Origin of the sequence: Streptococcus gallinaceus (assembly GCF_040545695.1) — a bacterium.
Taxonomy (GTDB): domain Bacteria; phylum Bacillota; class Bacilli; order Lactobacillales; family Streptococcaceae; genus Streptococcus; species Streptococcus gallinaceus.
The window spans coordinates 337,131-354,035 of the sequence record NZ_JBEPMK010000002.1; the positions used below are offsets into that span (position 1 = coordinate 337,131).

Annotated in this window: 15 protein-coding genes; 2 read left to right on the forward strand and 13 right to left on the reverse strand. The window is 41.4% G+C overall.

The features are described 5' to 3' along the window. Window positions 1-71: 71 nt before the first annotated feature. The 10 genes from pgmB to ABID27_RS03975 form a co-directional block, all read right to left on the reverse strand. Window positions 72-731: a beta-phosphoglucomutase gene (pgmB, locus tag ABID27_RS03930; protein ID WP_354280391.1), complete on the reverse strand. Its 660-nt coding sequence runs from the start codon at window positions 729-731 to the stop codon at window positions 72-74. Continuing rightward, window positions 724-2,712, reverse strand: coding sequence for a glycoside hydrolase family 65 protein (locus tag ABID27_RS03935; protein ID WP_354280393.1), 1,989 nt, complete (start codon window positions 2,710-2,712; stop codon window positions 724-726). Before ABID27_RS03935 ends, pgmB begins: the two co-directional genes overlap by 8 nt. A gap of 8 nt (window positions 2,713-2,720) precedes the next feature. Next, entirely contained in the window at window positions 2,721-3,581 is an 861-nt protein-coding gene (locus tag ABID27_RS03940) for a carbohydrate ABC transporter permease (RefSeq protein ID WP_354280395.1), read from the reverse strand. Continuing rightward, a complete protein-coding gene (locus ABID27_RS03945) occupies window positions 3,553-4,473 on the reverse strand; it encodes a carbohydrate ABC transporter permease (protein ID WP_253363445.1) in 921 nt (306 codons plus the stop codon). The genes ABID27_RS03940 and ABID27_RS03945 overlap by 29 nt, the downstream gene beginning before the upstream one ends. Before the next feature lie 69 nt (window positions 4,474-4,542). Further along, window positions 4,543-5,802 carry an ABC transporter substrate-binding protein gene (locus tag ABID27_RS03950; protein WP_253363444.1) on the reverse strand — a complete coding sequence of 420 codons (1,260 nt, stop codon included), beginning with the start codon at window positions 5,800-5,802 and terminating at the stop codon, window positions 4,543-4,545. A gap of 18 nt (window positions 5,803-5,820) precedes the next feature. Then, window positions 5,821-8,136 carry a glycoside hydrolase family 65 protein gene (locus tag ABID27_RS03955; protein ID WP_354280397.1) on the reverse strand — a complete coding sequence of 772 codons (2,316 nt, stop codon included), beginning with the start codon at window positions 8,134-8,136 and terminating at the stop codon, window positions 5,821-5,823. 8 nt (window positions 8,137-8,144) lie between these two features. Then, the gene (locus tag ABID27_RS03960; protein WP_354280399.1) at window positions 8,145-8,396 is read right to left on the reverse strand and encodes a hypothetical protein; all 252 of its coding nucleotides are present in this window, start codon (window positions 8,394-8,396) and stop codon (window positions 8,145-8,147) included. Then, window positions 8,383-8,778 (reverse strand): RDD family protein, encoded by a 396-nt coding sequence (locus ABID27_RS03965; RefSeq protein WP_354280401.1) that lies wholly within the window; start codon window positions 8,776-8,778, stop codon window positions 8,383-8,385. Before ABID27_RS03965 ends, ABID27_RS03960 begins: the two co-directional genes overlap by 14 nt. 99 nt (window positions 8,779-8,877) lie before the next feature. After that, the gene (locus tag ABID27_RS03970; RefSeq protein ID WP_354280403.1) at window positions 8,878-9,915 is read right to left on the reverse strand and encodes a LacI family DNA-binding transcriptional regulator; all 1,038 of its coding nucleotides are present in this window, start codon (window positions 9,913-9,915) and stop codon (window positions 8,878-8,880) included. 139 nt (window positions 9,916-10,054) lie between these two features. Further along, a complete protein-coding gene (locus ABID27_RS03975; RefSeq protein WP_354280405.1) occupies window positions 10,055-10,906 on the reverse strand; it encodes a bifunctional methylenetetrahydrofolate dehydrogenase/methenyltetrahydrofolate cyclohydrolase in 852 nt (283 codons plus the stop codon). A gap of 284 nt (window positions 10,907-11,190) precedes the next feature. Between ABID27_RS03975 and brnQ the strand changes: the two genes are divergently transcribed. Then, window positions 11,191-12,567 (forward strand): branched-chain amino acid transport system II carrier protein, encoded by a 1,377-nt coding sequence (gene brnQ, locus ABID27_RS03980; protein WP_354280407.1) that lies wholly within the window; start codon window positions 11,191-11,193, stop codon window positions 12,565-12,567. 22 nt (window positions 12,568-12,589) lie between these two features. Here the strand turns inward: brnQ and ABID27_RS03985 are convergent, their stop codons facing one another. The 3 genes from ABID27_RS03985 to ABID27_RS03995 form a co-directional block, all read right to left on the reverse strand. Continuing rightward, window positions 12,590-13,324 (reverse strand): amino acid ABC transporter ATP-binding protein, encoded by a 735-nt coding sequence (locus ABID27_RS03985; RefSeq protein ID WP_253363433.1) that lies wholly within the window; start codon window positions 13,322-13,324, stop codon window positions 12,590-12,592. Further along, complete coding sequence (locus tag ABID27_RS03990; RefSeq protein WP_354280410.1) at window positions 13,317-14,003, reverse strand: amino acid ABC transporter permease; 687 nt, start codon at window positions 14,001-14,003, stop codon at window positions 13,317-13,319. Before ABID27_RS03990 ends, ABID27_RS03985 begins: the two co-directional genes overlap by 8 nt. 117 nt (window positions 14,004-14,120) lie before the next feature. Next, window positions 14,121-14,351 carry a DUF1797 family protein gene (locus tag ABID27_RS03995; protein WP_222346934.1) on the reverse strand — a complete coding sequence of 77 codons (231 nt, stop codon included), beginning with the start codon at window positions 14,349-14,351 and terminating at the stop codon, window positions 14,121-14,123. A 212-nt stretch (window positions 14,352-14,563) separates the two neighbouring features. On the opposite strand from ABID27_RS03995, the gene ABID27_RS04000 reads away from it, so the two are divergent. Continuing rightward, on the forward strand, window positions 14,564-16,804 hold the full coding sequence (locus ABID27_RS04000) for an ATP-dependent Clp protease ATP-binding subunit (protein WP_354280413.1): 2,241 nt from the start codon (window positions 14,564-14,566) through the stop codon (window positions 16,802-16,804). Window positions 16,805-16,905 lie beyond the last annotated feature (101 nt).

The following is a 16,905-nucleotide window of genomic DNA, read 5'->3' on the forward strand; positions in this document are numbered from 1 at the left end:
ATGAAAAATATTTAGGATTGATAATAGTATACCTTCTATCCAGATTTTTCTCATCGGTCTTGAGGCTGATTTTATTTTGAAGACCAGACCTCTTTGAGATAAGCTAGACTGAGCTGGCTGGTATCGGGCACGAGCGCAATGTCTTCTCCCAAATCTTCTGCTCGCCCAACACCGATTGGTAGAGCACCTGCAGCCTTGATAGCGGTGATTCCTGCAAATGCGTCCTCAATCCCAATCGCTTCTGTGATGGGAACGCCCACTTGCTCAGCAGCCACAAGGAAAATATCGGGCGCTGGCTTAGAAGCCGCAACCTTGGCTGGATCTGCGATAGCATCGAAGTATTCTGTCAAGCCCATTTGTTGCAAGAGAAAGGAACCATTTTTCGAAGCAGAAGCTAGAGCAATTTTGATCCCCGCTGCTTTCAAGTCTCCTAATAATGGTAAAATCCCTGGATAGACATCCGCCGGTGTAACCTTCTGAATCATGTCCACATAGTTGTCATTTTTACGATTAGCTAGCCGAGCAAATTCTTCATCAGACACGACGACATTTCCCAATGCTAAAATCTTGCGAAGCGAATCATCTCGCGAAACGCCTTTTAACTGCTCGTTAAAAGCTCTGTCCAGACCTTGAATTCCCAACTCTTCTGTAAGAGCCTTCCAGGCCAAATAATGGTACTCGGCAGTATCTGTGATGACACCGTCCAAGTCAAATAAAACTGCTTTAAACATTTCTTTCCTCCTGAGTAAAGGTATAAGTCTCCACCTGTCCCTTCACTTTTATCTTGAAGCTCATTTTCTGAATAGAGGCTGGCAAATGGTTGTGGAAAACAGGCTTACCATTTTCAAACTCAAGCCCTGCAAATCCATAAATCAAGCCCAACCAACTACCACCCATATTAGCGGCATGAATACCATGACTGGCATTTCCCTGTCCATCAACCATATCCATAATGGCCGAGTCCGCAAAGAATTGATAGGCCGCTTCATCCCGTCCCAAACGACTAGCAATAATGCCGTGAATAGCCTTTGATAGGCTACTATCATGCGTGGTCAAGGGCTCATAATAGTCAAAATCACGCGCTTGTTGCGCCAAATCAACTGGGTAAAGCATATGCGCCAATAGTGTATCTGCCTGCTTCAAGACCTGATGCTTGTAAATCTTAATCGGATGGTAATGAAGCAAGAGCGGATAATTTTCTTTCGGTGTGCCTGCAAAATCCCAGACTTGCTTGTCTAGGGCACTATCATCCTGCTTGGTCAACAGACATTCTTGGTCGTATCCAAGATAGATCTTATCAGCCGCCTCTTGCCAGTCAGCCGCCTCCTGCACATGTTCTCCGAACCGCTTGGCAAGTTCAGCTGCGTAGGCAAGATTGTGCTGGGCCATTTTGTTGGTGTAGTAGTTATTGTTGACCAGCGCTGTGTATTCATCTGGCCCCGTCACTTCGTGAATCTCAAACCCTCGTTCTGAGAAAAAGCCGAAACTCTGCCAAAATCTAGCTGTTTCATAGATGACTTCTTTTGATTTTTCAATAAAATCATGGTCTCCCGTCACCTTTTCATAGAGGGAAAAAGCGTAGGCGATATCGCCATTGATATGAAATTGAGCGGTTCCAGCTGGATAATAAGCTGATGTTTCCCGACCGGAAATGCCTCGCCAAGGAAAGAGTGCCCCCTTGAAATCCAACTCAGCCGCACGCTCTTTCGCTAGCGGCAATTTCTGCAAACGATAAGTCAAGAGATTCTTGGCAATATCGGGCTGGGTAAAGATGAAAAAGGGAAGTAAATACATTTCCGTATCCCAGAAATAATGCCCTTCATAGCCCACACCAGTCAGACCTTTTGCACCAAAATTTGTCACACCATCTCGACCGGCAGAGTTAAAAAGATGATAAAGATTGAGTCGAATCCCTTTTTGTAACTGCACATCGCCTTCAATCAGGATATCGGACACCTTCCAAAACTCTTCAAAAATAACCGCTTGCTGTTTTTTTAAGTCTTCATAATCCACCGGTTCAAAGTGATTTTCACGGGAAAGCCGATAAAAGTTTTCAAAGGAAATGGACTCTCCCTCCGCCAAGTCAAACTGCTGGTCAACAGATGAAAACTCCGAGTAGAGACTCAATCCACTGTGCCGAGTTGTAAGACGATTACCCTCAAAAATCAAGTCCGCACTAGCCTCTCGAATACGGGGATCAAATTCATCATCCGACTCGGCCACCAAATGATGCGCCGCTGTTTTCACCGACAGATTGCCAGAGAAATTCAGTGCCTTGATTGTCCATTTTTGCGCATAGGTATCCCGCTTAGCATGGCTGGTAAAACTTTCCAGATCAATCTGAAGCTCGTGCCCAACTGCCGTCGCGTAGACAAACGATTCATGCAAAATCCCCTGATCCATATGGAGCGCGCGCTCTTCAGAAATCAATCTATCAAAAACTTGTCCATACACTGCCAATTCCAAAGACCGAAAATCAAAGAGCTTGACCATGGTCTCATGCTCTTTGGCGTAGCCATAGGCATTTTCCCCATAGATAATCTCATGTGACTCATAAAAACCGTTGACAAATGACCCCGGCGTAGCCTCTGGCGTCCGAACAGGCCAACTAGCCCGCACCCCCATAAAACCATTCGCCTGAGCAAATAAGGCCTCTACATTTCCTATAGCCTTTGTCGACAAATCTTCTAAAGTAAGAATAAAATCGTGCATATGTACTCCTATTTTTCACCATCCATCCGCACTCCTTGAAGGAAGTAACGGTTAAAGATAATGTAGAGAATAACAATGGGAATAATGGTTAAGACTGAGGCTGCCATTACCCGATTCCACATCTGTCCACCTTGGTCAGCTTTCTGCAACATTTGTAAGCCGACTGTTAATGTAAATTTATTTTGTGATTTCAAATAAAGCATTGGAGACATGAAATTATTCCAAAAAGCCATAAAGACAAAAACTGCCTGAGTCGCGATAGAAGGTTTTGCGAGTGGCATGACAATACGGAAAAATGTCCCTGTCCGACTTAGACCGTCAATGCGAGCTGCCTCTTCAACATCGTTTGGAAAACTGAGGAAGAATTGCCGCATCATGAAGATATTCCCAATATTAACTGCAACAGGTAATATCAAAGCCCAATAGCTATCTAAAAGTCCAAGATTTGTGATAATCAAATAGTTTGGAATCAAGAGAACCTGCGTTGGTACCATCATCATGGCTAAAATACCATAATAAATTTTAGAACGACCTGGATAGTGTAGACGAGCAAGACTGTAGCCCGCCATGGTATTTAAAAACAGATTGATGGCTGTACCAATGGTTGAGATAATGACAGAGTTGATAAACCACTGCACAAACATTGAACCCGATTCAGGACTAAAGAGATATTGATACTGCTCTGTAGTGAAATTTTTTGAAATGATCGATAGACTTCCACTTGTAATCTCAGAAAGGGGGTTGAAAGAAGCAGAAACTGCCCACATAAATGGATAAAAGGTAATAAAGGCATAGCCAATCAAGATAATATATAGAAGTGCTTTGAGCACTCTCGATTTATTAGTTGTTTTCAAGACCGTTACCTCCATTTAATTTTTCAGCAATTCGTGTCACGATAAAGATAATCACAGCAAGAAGCAAGGCAAGAACTGCTGCATAGCCCATTTGATTATTTTGCCCAAATGCATATTGGTAAATCAAAAGCGAAACTGTCAAGGTAGAGTTTGCTGGCCCTCCAGTACCTCCTGAAAAGATATAGGATTGGTCAAACATCTGAAAAGTCCCAATAATCCCTGCCAACAGTACATAAGTTGTAATTGGACGAAGATAGGGAACGGTGATATAGCGTAATTTCTCAAATGTATTCGCCCCGTCAATCTCTGCTGCTTCATAGAGTGAATAGGGTAAATCCACCAAAGAAGCTAGGTAAATGGTCATAAAGTAAGGTACTGTTGACCAAATGTTCATGACCATAATAACCTTCAATGTCCAATTGGTATCATTGATAAAGTTTATTGGCGTATGAATCAAGTGCATATTGAGCAACATTTGGTTAATCGGACCATTTTGATTAAAGATAAACATGAAAATTAAGGTCAAGGCCGCAGAACTTGTCAGTGTAGGCAGGAAGTAAATCAAACGAAATAGCTTCTTCCCTTTCACATCACGATTTGCTAATACATATGCCATAATCAGTGCTATCACTGTCTGTGCAGGAACTACAATCAAAGCAAAAAAAACTGTGTTTTGCAGTGCGCGAATCAGTTGCTTATCACCTAGGATATTGTGATAGTTTTTAAAATTATTCCATTCATAAGTGTGGGCAATCAAATTAACATTATGAAATGTCAAATAAATCGCAAAAAGAATGGATAGAATGAAAAAGACAAAGATGACCAATAAAGCTGGAGCTAGAAATCCATACCCTTGGATCATTTCCTCTACGTGTCTTTTATTGGACTTTGGTTTCGCTGTTGCCATCATATTTCTCCAAAATTGCTTTATCTAAAAAGAAAGGGGGAGTTTCCCACCCTCTTCTTTAAAACTGACTTACTTACTAATTTTACTGTTAGCATCTTCATCAATTTGTTTCAATGCTTTTGTTAAATCAGCTTCTGTCGCACCCTTCTTGAAGGCATCTGAGATAAAGTTACCATATGAACTTACTAAGGTTGTCAAATTAGTACCATCTTGCCACGCAATTGCGTATTCAATCGCATCTTGGTGAACTTTGAGACGTGGATTGTCTGCCAAGAATTTAGACCCTTCTGCAACATCTGGACGAGTTGCTAAAGTCCCAACTCCTTCTGTCCAAGTTGACATTCCTTCTTTACCAGATACAAATTGGATCCATTTGTCTGCCAATTTTTTAGAGTCTGTATCTTTGTATTCACCCCAACCAACTGTAAATTCCATTGTTTTTTGCTCACCAAGGAAACTCATATTGGGAACGATTTCAAAGTCTAGATCTTTGTATTGTTCTTGGAATACTTTATAATTCCAGTTTCCTGAGAGAACTAGGGCGAATTTACCTGTACCAAATCCTGCCCCTTCATCACCCGCACCAATTTGTTGTGGTGTTACAACGGCACCTGTATTGAATAGATCCAAGGCTATTTTTAAATTCTTAGCAATTTTTTCATTTGAAACATTGACTGTACCATCTTCTTTGATTGGATTTTGTCCGTCTGCTACAATGAATTGCCAGTTACGAGCTAAGTCCGCATTGAAGTTCATGAGGTAGACGTTACCTGCACCATATGCGGCATCGATTTTAGCTTGTGCTGCCGGTGCCCATTTAATGAAATCTTCATATGATTTTGGTACATCCGCTACATTCAAACCTGCTTTTTCAAAGATAGATTTATTTACATAAAGCGCCAATGTTGACACATCTTTAGGGGCTGCATAAATTTTTCCGTCTGTCTCAAACGCAGATGCAATGGTTGAATAGAAATCGTCCTTATCGATAACTTTAGACAAGTCGTTCAAGACACCTTCTTTTTGTAAGTATGGATAGAAGCTTGAGTCAATATAAAATACATCGGGAGCAGTTCCGCTTGCTAAGTCAGTTGGCAACTGAGTTGTGATGTCAGTATAGACTTTTGACTCAATTTTCACTCCATTGTCTTTTTCAAATTGTTTGATCAATTTGTTAAGCGCAGCATTTTCTGTATCGCTACCTTTCCAATAACCAATTGTCAAGGTTTTTGAATCAGATGATTTTGAAGATCCACCTGCACATGCAACTAAAGTTGAAGCAGTCAATACGACTGCACCCGCAGCCATTACCTTTTTCCAAGTTTTCATAAAAAATCCTCCTAGATTTTATAAATTAATTGTGAACGAATTTGTAAGTTGGTAGACTTGACCTCTAAATAGGAATTCTACCGCTGAGCCTTGAGATTTAGTCAATTTTGCTTTTTCTTGATCTACTTCAACAGTAATCTCTTGACCTTGGTAATCAAATCCAAATGTCAAGCTAGTCCATTCTTTTGGTAAATGAGGTTCAATGCGCAACTGACCATTGACAATACGGACACCGCCATATCCAAAAACGACCATTTGCCAAATACCTCCCAGACTGGCTGCATGAATACCTGGATCAGAAGACTTCATGTACTCACCCATATCAATGTTACTAGCTTGTTTGAAGAAGTTATAGGACTTATCCAATTTTCCTAAATCAGCGGATAAGATAGCATGAGTAGACAAACTGAGTGAACTATCGTGAGTTGTTTTGGGCTCATAATAATCAAAGTTTTTCTCTTTGAGTTCCTTTTCAAAAAGACCTTCAAACAAGAGCAGTAACAAGAGAACGTCTGCCTGCTTAGTAATTTGCATCTGATTAACTTGCTCTAAATTGTAATCATGGAAGAGCGAGTCAACACCGTCTGCTTCTTTGTACTTAGATAAATCCAAAATTTTCTTACTCAAGTAACTATCATCCTGAGGAATAATCCCCTCTTCTGTAGGCTGAGGTAAGAAAATTTTGGCAGCTTTTTCTTTTAATGTGGCTACCAAGTCTGGCAAGTCAAATTTATCAGCCAAACGAGCATAGATTTCTGGACGATTTGTCTCTAATTCTTCAATTAAGTTTGTGGCATAGACCATGTTCCAATGTGCAGTATAGTTGGTGTAACTGTTATTATTAACATGCTCCTTGTACTCATCTGGACCGATGACATCGCGGATTTCGTAGTAATCTTTCTCCGCATTGTACTCCAAGCGACTAGCCCAGAATTTAGCTGTATCTACCAGTAGCTCGTAACCTTTTTCATCGGCAAAAGCTTGATTTCCTGTAACATCCAAGTATTGCTTGACACCGAAGGCAACGTCCGATGTGATATGCTGTTCAATAAATCCAGACCAGATTTTTGTTGCTTGCCCTGTCACGATATCCGCCGCACCCCAAACTGGTGTTACTTCCCCGTCTGTTGGCCAAGCGGCTTCCCATGGATACTGAGCACCAACATAGCCATTGCTGGCCGCCTTTTTATGGGCTCCATCCAATCCGAGATAACGGTAAGTTACCAAAGATTTGGCAATTTCTGGATGTGTAAAACTAAAGTAAGGCAGCATAAAAATTTCTGTATCCCAGAAAGTATGTCCCTTATAGCCCTCACCTGACATCCCCTTAGCACCGATGTTCATCCGTTCATCGTGGGCTGGTGTCATCACATGCAAATGGTATTGGGCAAATCGGATTGCCAATTGATCTCTAAAATCTGTACTTTGAATAGTAATTGGATGCTTCTCCCAAACGCCTTTCCATTCTTGGGTAGATTCTGCTAAAAGTTGGTCGAAAGTCAGATTTTCCAATCCAATCAACTCTGCAACTGCAACTTTCCGCATAACTCCTACTTCATGATTTTCTAAGTCATTATCAATAGAAGTATAGATAGACGAACGCTTTTCAAAAGTCGTTTTTTCATTTCCAGCTAGAGTAAAGGCGTAGTTCATTAGAAATCCGCGACGAGTCGTTTCTGGACGAGACTCCGTTAAGGAAACTCCCTCAAATTTATGCTCAGTCGTTTGCACAAATTGAATCTTACTTTGTGTTGTGACTGGCATCATTTGGATATAACGCCCATCCATCAAGCCTTTTTCGCCGTCTGTGAAATGTTGACTTCCTTCGTTTGAAAGTTGTCCATTGATTCCTGAACGCACTTTTACTACCAAGTTCTGATCTGTGAGATTGTCAAGAGTCACCTGGCTAGCAAAGAAATGCCGACGTGCTTTTGAGACGAAGCGACGGAAGGTGAATTTCACTTTTACATCTTCTTTTTCCCAAATAAATTCACGTTTCAACTCTCCTGTTTGCAAATTCAAAGTTTTAACGTAGTCGCTGACTTTTCCTTGAATAAGGGAAAGTTTCTGCCCATTCAGTTGAAAATTCATTCCCAACATATCTGGAACATTTGGTAACTCAGTCACTTCATTTTCATCAAAGGCATTGAATGTCCCTGCTACAAATGTGTCGCGAACCTCCCCTACATAAGACTCTTCTTCGCTACTTCTAGTTGCGAGATAACCGTTTCCGAGTACCATGATACTCTCGGTCTTACCAAGGAAATTTTCATTAAAACCTCGTTGCTCGATTTGCCAGAGATTATCTGGACTGTAGTGCATTAACGTTGACATTTACTTTTTTACTCCTTATCAAAATAATGTTGATTTCTAAAAATCATGACAATAAAACCAAAGAAAAACAATCCCAAAGCCAAGAAAAACTGAACTCGGAAAAACAAACTTACAACACACCATGCTCCTCCAAATACACAATAGAGTAAGAATGGTTTCTTGATGCTATACTCATCTCTGCAATACCAAGCAAGGAAGTAAACAATCGTAATAATTGCTACAAAAGAAATAAGTAAGGGAAGAGTTTTAATGTTTTCCAATCACAACCACCTCGCTTTTACCAATCATATCATGTAAAAACTTACCTTTTCGAACATAGTATAGAACTGAAATAAGCATAAAGACTATTCCACCATGGGGAACAAAGTAGAGCAATTTTGCCACCTCTCTTTGTCCCATTTCAGCTACTGAATTTGATACTGGAGTAACTTTTAACCCCGCAAAATATTTCCCCAAGGTCTGACCGTTGAAATACACACACGCTAAAGTGTTGTACAGAACAAACAGGATATGTATGAGCCAAATACCATTTATATTTTTACCTTGAAATAAAATCAAAGTTAAAAATTCAAATGGTAGATAGACAATCATCAAATCAATCATACTAGCTAAAATGCGCTGTAGAAATAATAATTTCTTCATTTCGAAACCTTTTCTAAAACGTTTTAGTTGGCTATATTTTACTGCAAGCGCATACATTTGTCAAGAAAAAAATGCAAGACTTTTTATTTTTCTTGCATTTTATATTTTTGCACTATCTCGAACAATAATCTCATAAGGCAATAATCGATGAGTTACTTTATTATTCTCTATTTGAGCCAATAAGTCCCGAACAGCTTGTCTAGACATGACCTCTATATCCTGACGCACAGTGGTTAGACTCGGTGTAACATAGTTTGCTAAGGCCATGTCATCAAATCCAACTACAGCAGGAGATGAACTTATTTCCCTCTCACGCAAAGCCTTTAAAACTCCAATGGCCATCAGGTCGCTCGCAGCAAATATCGCATCAATTTCTTCAATATTTTCTAATTGGTTAACATAGTGAAATGCTTCCTCTTCAGAGAAATGTGCATACACAACTCTAGGTTGTTTTACTTTGGAGCGGTAACCAGCCTCACGTTTTTGTGACACTTCATCTTGTTTTGTCCCATTCAAAAAAAGTATATTTGCATATCCAGCTTGTTGCAATCGCTCGGTCACCTCAGCTGCTGCCTGCTGATTGTCAATAGAGATAGTTGAGATAGCCCCATTTCCCACCTGTAGATCAATCGCTACGGTTGGTAATGTAAAGTCTTTTAATTCCTGATAATACGGATCTGTTGTCTTTAACCCCTGAATCAATAGTCCTGATATGCTATGCTCTGCACAAAATTGTTTAAGGGACTTTTCTTTCTGTTTTTTCGTCGTTGTTCCGTAAAATACAAACTCGTAGTCCGTCTCATCCAAATAATGACTAACACCTGTTAAAATTTCAAAAGGCATTGTTACACCTTTTTCAACCTTCAATCCACTTAGTATTAATGCAATAATTTTTTTATGTTTGCTGGAGAGTTTTCGAGCAGCCTGATTAGGGATATAGTCCAGTTTCCTAGCTGCTTCTACTACTTTTTGTCTCGTTTCTTCACCAATATCACCGTAATTATTAAAAACTTTTGAAACTGCACTGACAGACACTCCTGCTTCCTTGGCGACATCTTTTATGGTTGCATTTCTCCCTGAGACCATATGAGGCTCCTTTCTATTGCTTTTCACACATTTTACTACAAACGTTTTCATGTGTCTATAAACAGTTTCATTTTACCAAAAAGAAAACACCGTTTCACAACGGTGCTTTCAAGGAGATTATGAAAAATATTTAGGATTGGTAATAGTATACCTTCTATCCAGATTTTTCTCATCGGTCTTGAGGCTGATTTTATTTTTTTAGGCTACGTTTGCAAGCTTGATAGGTTTGCTCCATAAGCATAGTAATTGTCATAGGGCCCACTCCTCCAGGGACAGGCGTGATATGGCTGGCTACTTCTGAGACTTGAGCAAAATCCACATCACCACACAATTTGCCATTTTCATCACGGTTCATACCGACATCAATGACAACCGCTCCTTCTTTAACAAATTCCTTGGTGACAAATTTAGCACGACCAATCGCCACAACCAAAATATCCGCTTGTTTAACAACCTCAGCCAGATTTTTCGTCCGAGAATGCGCAATAGTCACGGTAGCATTTGCATCCAATAATAGCTGCGCCATAGGCTTGCCAACAATATTGGAACGTCCGATCACCACCGCCGTTTTCCCCGCTAGGTCAATCTGGTACTCCCTAAACATTTCCATGATTCCTGCCGGGGTAGACGGTACCATGACAGCATGCCCTGACCAAAGTTTCCCCATATTCATAGGGTGGAAGCCGTCGACATCCTTTTCTGGAGCAATGGCTAGGAGCACCTTTTCCTCATCAATATGAGCGGGCAATGGAAGCTGAACCAGGATACCGTGCCAATTGTTATCCGCATTGTACTGCGCGATAACGTCCAACAATTCTGCTTCAGAAGTGCTCTCTGGCAGACGCACCACTTGGCTATGAAATCCCGCTGCCAAGGCCGAACGCTCTTTATTTCGCACATAAACCTGGCTGGCTGGATTTTCCCCAACCAAAATCACGACCAAACCCGGTATCTGACCTGTTTCTGCTTGTAAGCTTGCTGTTTTTTCTGCTAATCGTCCCTGCATTTTTGCTGCGAGCGCCTTACCATCAATAACTACCATATGCACCTCTTCTTTTTTCTTTCTATTATACTAAATTTGTGGATAATCCCCCACTATCTGCTCAATTTTTTCAAATATTGGAGCTGGAGGAAGTAAAAAACGATAGTTTCTAGAAAGGCAGAAAGGATATACTTGTTTAAGTCGACACATCCACTTAATCTCCGAATATTTTTGCAATGTAAAATATGTAAAATTCGTCTATTATCGGGTCAACCTTGCTCTTTTTTCCTATATTCGGTATAATATCATGCGGATTATGATTCTATATGAAAAGGATGAAAGAGATGTACTCGAAACGAGTTTATTTTATTATTGGCTTTATGCTATTTGCCCTCTTTTTTGGAGCGGCAAATTTGATTTACCCCGCCTATCTTGGGCTTTATGCAGGGCAAAAGATTTGGGCTGCTATACTAGGTTTTTGCCTGACAGGAGTGTCATTCCCCTTGCTTGGAGTCATGGCTGTCGCTTCTTCAGGAGTACATGATCTGGAGAGCTTAGCACACCCTATTTCAAAATGGTATGCTGTCTTTTTCACAGCTGTCCTTTCCTTAGCGGTTGGCCCCTTCTTTGCTATTCCGAGGACCGGAGCCACTTCATTTGCAATCGGGATTGCACCTGTATTAGGAACTGGTTTTCCTATCAAGCTTGGATACGCCATCGTCTTCTTTGGACTGGCCTATTTACTGGCTGTTTATCCTAGAAAATTGGCCGAAAATATCGGAAAATACTTGACTCCCAGTTTAATTCTTATTATTACTATTTTGATTGCTGCTTCATTTTTACACCCTGCTGGTGAGCTTGGAACCCCTTATGATGCGGGCACCTCAATCAACCTCGCCTTTTCTTCACATCCTTTTATCACTGGATTGATTCAAGGCTATGGTACAATGGATGCGCTCGCTTCTCTGATTTTTGCCTCATTGGTCATCGAAGCAAACAAGATTTTTGGTATCAAAAAACGGGCGGACATCACAAAAGTCACCCTCATTTCTGGTCTAATTGCGATTGGATTGTTGGCCTTTATCTATATCTTTATCGGTCGAATCGGCGCAACCTCCCAATCTCTTTTTTACATGAAAGTCGGTCTCTTTACTCAGAACGGCGCCCCTGTAAATGGCAGCCAGATTCTCAGCCACACTGCCCAATTTTTCTTGGGGAATATCGGACAAGTCTGTCTTGGAATTGCGATTTTTCTTGCCTGTCTAACTACCGCTACCGGTCTAATCACCTCTAGCGCAAGCTACTTCCACAAGTTATACCCTAGACTATCTCAAGTCAGATGGACACAGATTTTCACACTATTATCAGCTAGTTTTTACTTTGGAGGCTTGGATGTCATCATCCGTTGGTCAACTCCTGTCCTCTACCTCTTTTACCCTCTGACAATTGCCCTGATATTTTTAGTTTTGACCCGCAAACTCTACAACAATCACCCACTCGTCTACCGGGCAACTATATTCTTGACAATCTTTCCAGCACTCTATGATGCCCTTGAAAGTCTTTCAGAACTGACCTATCTCTTCCAGTTGCCCCAGACACTAACAGAATTTTTCAGAAATACGGTCCCGCTAGGAAATTATTCACTGGGCTGGATCTGCTTCACTCTAATAGGCTACCTAAGTGGCCTTCTCTTGCTACACTATAGTAAGAAAAAAGGATAGCTGTCTATCCTTTTTCTTATTATTACAATACTTTGGACAAAAAGTCTTTAGTCCGTTCCTCACGAGTATATTCGAAGATTTGCTCAGGTGTGCCTTCTTCAACGATATAGCCACCATCCATGAAAATAACCCGATCAGCCACTTCACGCGCAAAGCCCATTTCATGGGTCACGATAACCATAGTCATCCCTGAACGTGCCAAATTTTGCATAACAGCCAGCACTTCGCCAACCATTTCTGGGTCCAAGGCCGAAGTTGGTTCATCAAAGAGCAAGACATCTGGATCCATGGCCAGACCTCGAGCAATGGCAATCCGTTGCTGCTGACCACCAGACAAACTTTGTGGATAGGCTTCTGCCTTATCTGGCAGGCCTACCGTTTCCAACAATTCCCGAGCCTTCGCTTCCGCATCCGCTTTTGAAATCCCCTTGGTTTTGATTGGTGAAAGGGTGATATTTTTCAGAACCGTCATGTTTGGGAAGAGATTAAACTGTTGGAAAACCATCCCCATTTTTTCTCGCATCTTGAAAATGTCATTTGACTTATCCGTAATATCGACACCTTCAAATGTCACAGTCCCCTTTGTCGGAACTTCTAGCAAATTCATGGTACGCAAGAAAGTTGATTTCCCAGAGCCAGAAGGACCGATAATAACGACCACTTCTCCCTGTTGAATGTCTAGGTCAATCCCTTTCAAAACTTCATTTTCACCATAATACTTGTGTAAATCCTTGATGGAAATAATGGCATCAGACATGTTGAGCTCCTTTGTTTAATTTTCTTTCAAATGCTTGCATAATCAGCGTCAAAATGCTAGTCATAATCAGGTAGTAAAAGGCTGCAAAAATGAGCGGTGTTAACGGAATGTAAGAAGTAGACTGAACCGTCTGGGCACCATTCCACAACTCCATGACCCCGATCGTGGACAAGAGCGAACTGTCTTTGACGATCGTAATAAACTCATTCCCCAAGGCTGGCAAGATATTTTTCAGCGCCTGAGGCATAATGACATAGCGCATGGCTTGCTTAGGACGAATTCCCAATGAGTAAGCCGCTTCAAGTTGGCCCTTTGGTACCGCATTGATACCCGCACGGACTGTCTCAGAAACATAGGCACCAGAGTTCATCGAGATGATGATAATCCCTGGCAACAAACGTGTCAAATCAACAGACAAGATACCGATTTTAAAAGCAGGCGCTGCGATATGCATCATAGCAAAGGCAATCATAATCTGCACGACCATTGGCGTTCCACGGAAAATCCAAACATAGACATTGCAAAGCCACACGATTGGCTTTAATTTACTTCGTTGTCCAAAAGCCAAGATAATCCCGATAACACTTCCAAAGAACACAACACAGGCCGCAATAATCAGAGTTACAATCGCTCCATAATTATAATAAGTCCAATATTTAGGTAAAAAAGAAAAATTCATTCATTGTCCCATCTTTTCTAAAATAAGTAATACTATATCACAAAAAGAATAATTATGCAATAATTCAGATATAAATATTCATTATTGAACAGAAAAAAAGCACCTAGGTGCTTTTCTTTAATACAACAACTCATAAATTTCCATGGCGATAAGGTCGATGCTATCAAACGTATACGTTTCACGAGCAGCAACATCGCGCAAGGTAAATACAGAGCCATTTTCTTCGTCGTGACTGAAAGCAACCTCAGCAACCACAACGCCATCACGTTCAAAGTTACGTTTCAATGTGCCACCGTCGGTAGCCATTGCTTCCAATCGACTGATAATTCTCACCAAATGTGATTCCATGTCAATTCTCCTATTTCTTTATATACCTGTATTTTACCATACTTTCTCATAAAAGTCTTACAATATTCTTGAAAGTCTAGATTTTTGCAGGATTTTCCCTTCAGAATCGTAGCAGATTCTTGCATTTTAAGTAAATCTTGTTATAATAAAACTGTATTTGACCTTTATTGACTATTGATAAAATACCAAACTTACAGGAAAGAGGAATGCCTATGTTATGTAAAAATTGTCAGATAAATGACGCTACCATTCATCTCTATACCAATCTTAATGGAAAACAACAGCAAGTGGACCTTTGCCACAATTGCTACCAAATTATGAAAACCGATCCCAACAATGCCATCTTAAAAGGACTTGGGGATATGCACAATCCAAATGATATGGATCCATTCAGCGAATTCTTCAATAATATTGGAGGAATCACGGGTCGTACGCCCGCTGGTAATCCAAATTATGGAAAAACACCACCGACTCAGGCTGGACAAAACGGAGGTGGCCGCGGTGGCAACACGCCACCTCAACGCCCACAAGAACCGCAACAACCAAATGGTCTTTTAGAAGAATTTGGTATCAATGTCACCGATATTGCCCGTCGTGGCGATATCGATCCTGTCATCGGTCGTGATGAAGAGATTACCCGTGTCATTGAAATCCTCAACCGCCGCACCAAGAACAATCCCGTTCTCATCGGGGAGCCTGGTGTTGGGAAGACAGCTGTTGTCGAAGGACTGGCTCAAAAAATTGTAGACGGAGCCGTTCCGCAAAAACTTCAAGGCAAGGAAGTCATTCGCCTAGATGTCGTGAGCTTGGTGCAGGGCACTGGTATCCGTGGTCAATTTGAAGAACGGATGCAAAAACTCATGGAAGAAATCCGCAACCGCCGCGAAGTTATTCTCTTCATTGATGAAATCCATGAAATCGTGGGAGCCGGTTCTGCCGGAGATGGCAATATGGACGCTGGAAATATTCTCAAACCTGCCCTTGCCCGTGGTGAGCTCCAATTAGTCGGGGCTACAACGCTTAATGAATACCGTATCATCGAAAAAGATGCTGCTTTAGAGCGCCGCATGCAGCCTGTCAAAGTTGACGAGCCAAGTGTAGACGAGACCATCACCATCCTAAAAGGTCTGCAAAATAAATACCAAGACTACCACCACGTCCGCTATACCGATGAAGCCATTGAAGCCGCGGCAGTCCTTTCAAACCGCTATATCCAAGACCGTTTCTTGCCAGACAAGGCCATTGACCTGCTGGATGAATCAGGCTCAAAAATGAACTTAACCCTCAACTTTGTGGATCCAAAAGAAATCGATAAACGCTTGATTGATGCAGAAAACCGCAAGGCGCAAGCAACTCGCGATGAAGATTTTGAAAAGGCAGCCTACTACCGTGACCAGATTGCCAAATACAAGGAAATGCAGAAAACCAGCCTAAGCGAAGAAGATATTCCTCTTATTACAGAGAAGGAAATCGAAGCAATCGTGGAGCAAAAAACCAATATTCCTGTCGGTGATTTGAAGGAAAAAGAGCAAACTCAGCTGATCAATCTAGCCAGCGACCTGAAGTCGCACGTCATCGGTCAAGACGATGCAGTTGATAAGATTTCCAAGGCTATTCGCCGCAATCGTGTCGGTCTTGGAAGCCCAAATCGTCCAATCGGTAGCTTCCTCTTCGTTGGTCCAACTGGGGTTGGTAAAACGGAGCTTTCAAAACAATTGGCCATCGAACTCTTTGGCTCAGCCGATAGCATGATTCGTTTTGACATGTCTGAGTACATGGAAAAACACGCTGTCGCCAAGCTAGTTGGTGCCCCTCCAGGCTATGTCGGATATGAAGAAGCTGGTCAATTAACCGAAAAAGTACGCCGCAATCCTTACTCGCTCATTCTCCTGGATGAAGTTGAGAAGGCCCATCCCGATGTCATGCACATGTTCTTGCAAGTTCTTGATGATGGACGCTTGACAGATGGACAAGGACGCACGGTGAGCTTCAAGGATACCATTATCATCATGACATCCAACGCAGGAACTGGCAAAGTAGAAGCCTCTGTTGGTTTTGGGGCGACCATTGAAAACCGTAGTCAATCCGTTTTAGGGCAATTGGGTAACTTTTTTAGTCCGGAATTTATGAACCGATTTGATGGTATTATTGAATTCCAAGCTCTTAGCAAGGCCAACCTTCTCCAAATCGTGACCCTCATGTTAGAAGATGTCAACCAACGCCTAGCTGTAAACGGCATCAGTCTGCATGTGACAGACAAGGTCAAAGAAAAATTGGTTGACTTAGGCTACGATCCAAAAATGGGCGCACGTCCACTCCGCCGGACCATTCAAGACCAGATTGAAGATGCAATTACAGACTTCTACTTGGAAAATCCAAACGAGAAAAACCTACGTGCCGTTATGACATCAAGCGGTAATATACAAATTAAGCCCGTCGCAACCAAGGCTTAAGCCATGAAATCTTCAGATGAAAGAAAATGTCTATTTTGACAATTTTCTTTCATCTTTTTCTTTTATTTTTTAGTATAATGTAGAAAGGATAGAAAAAAGGA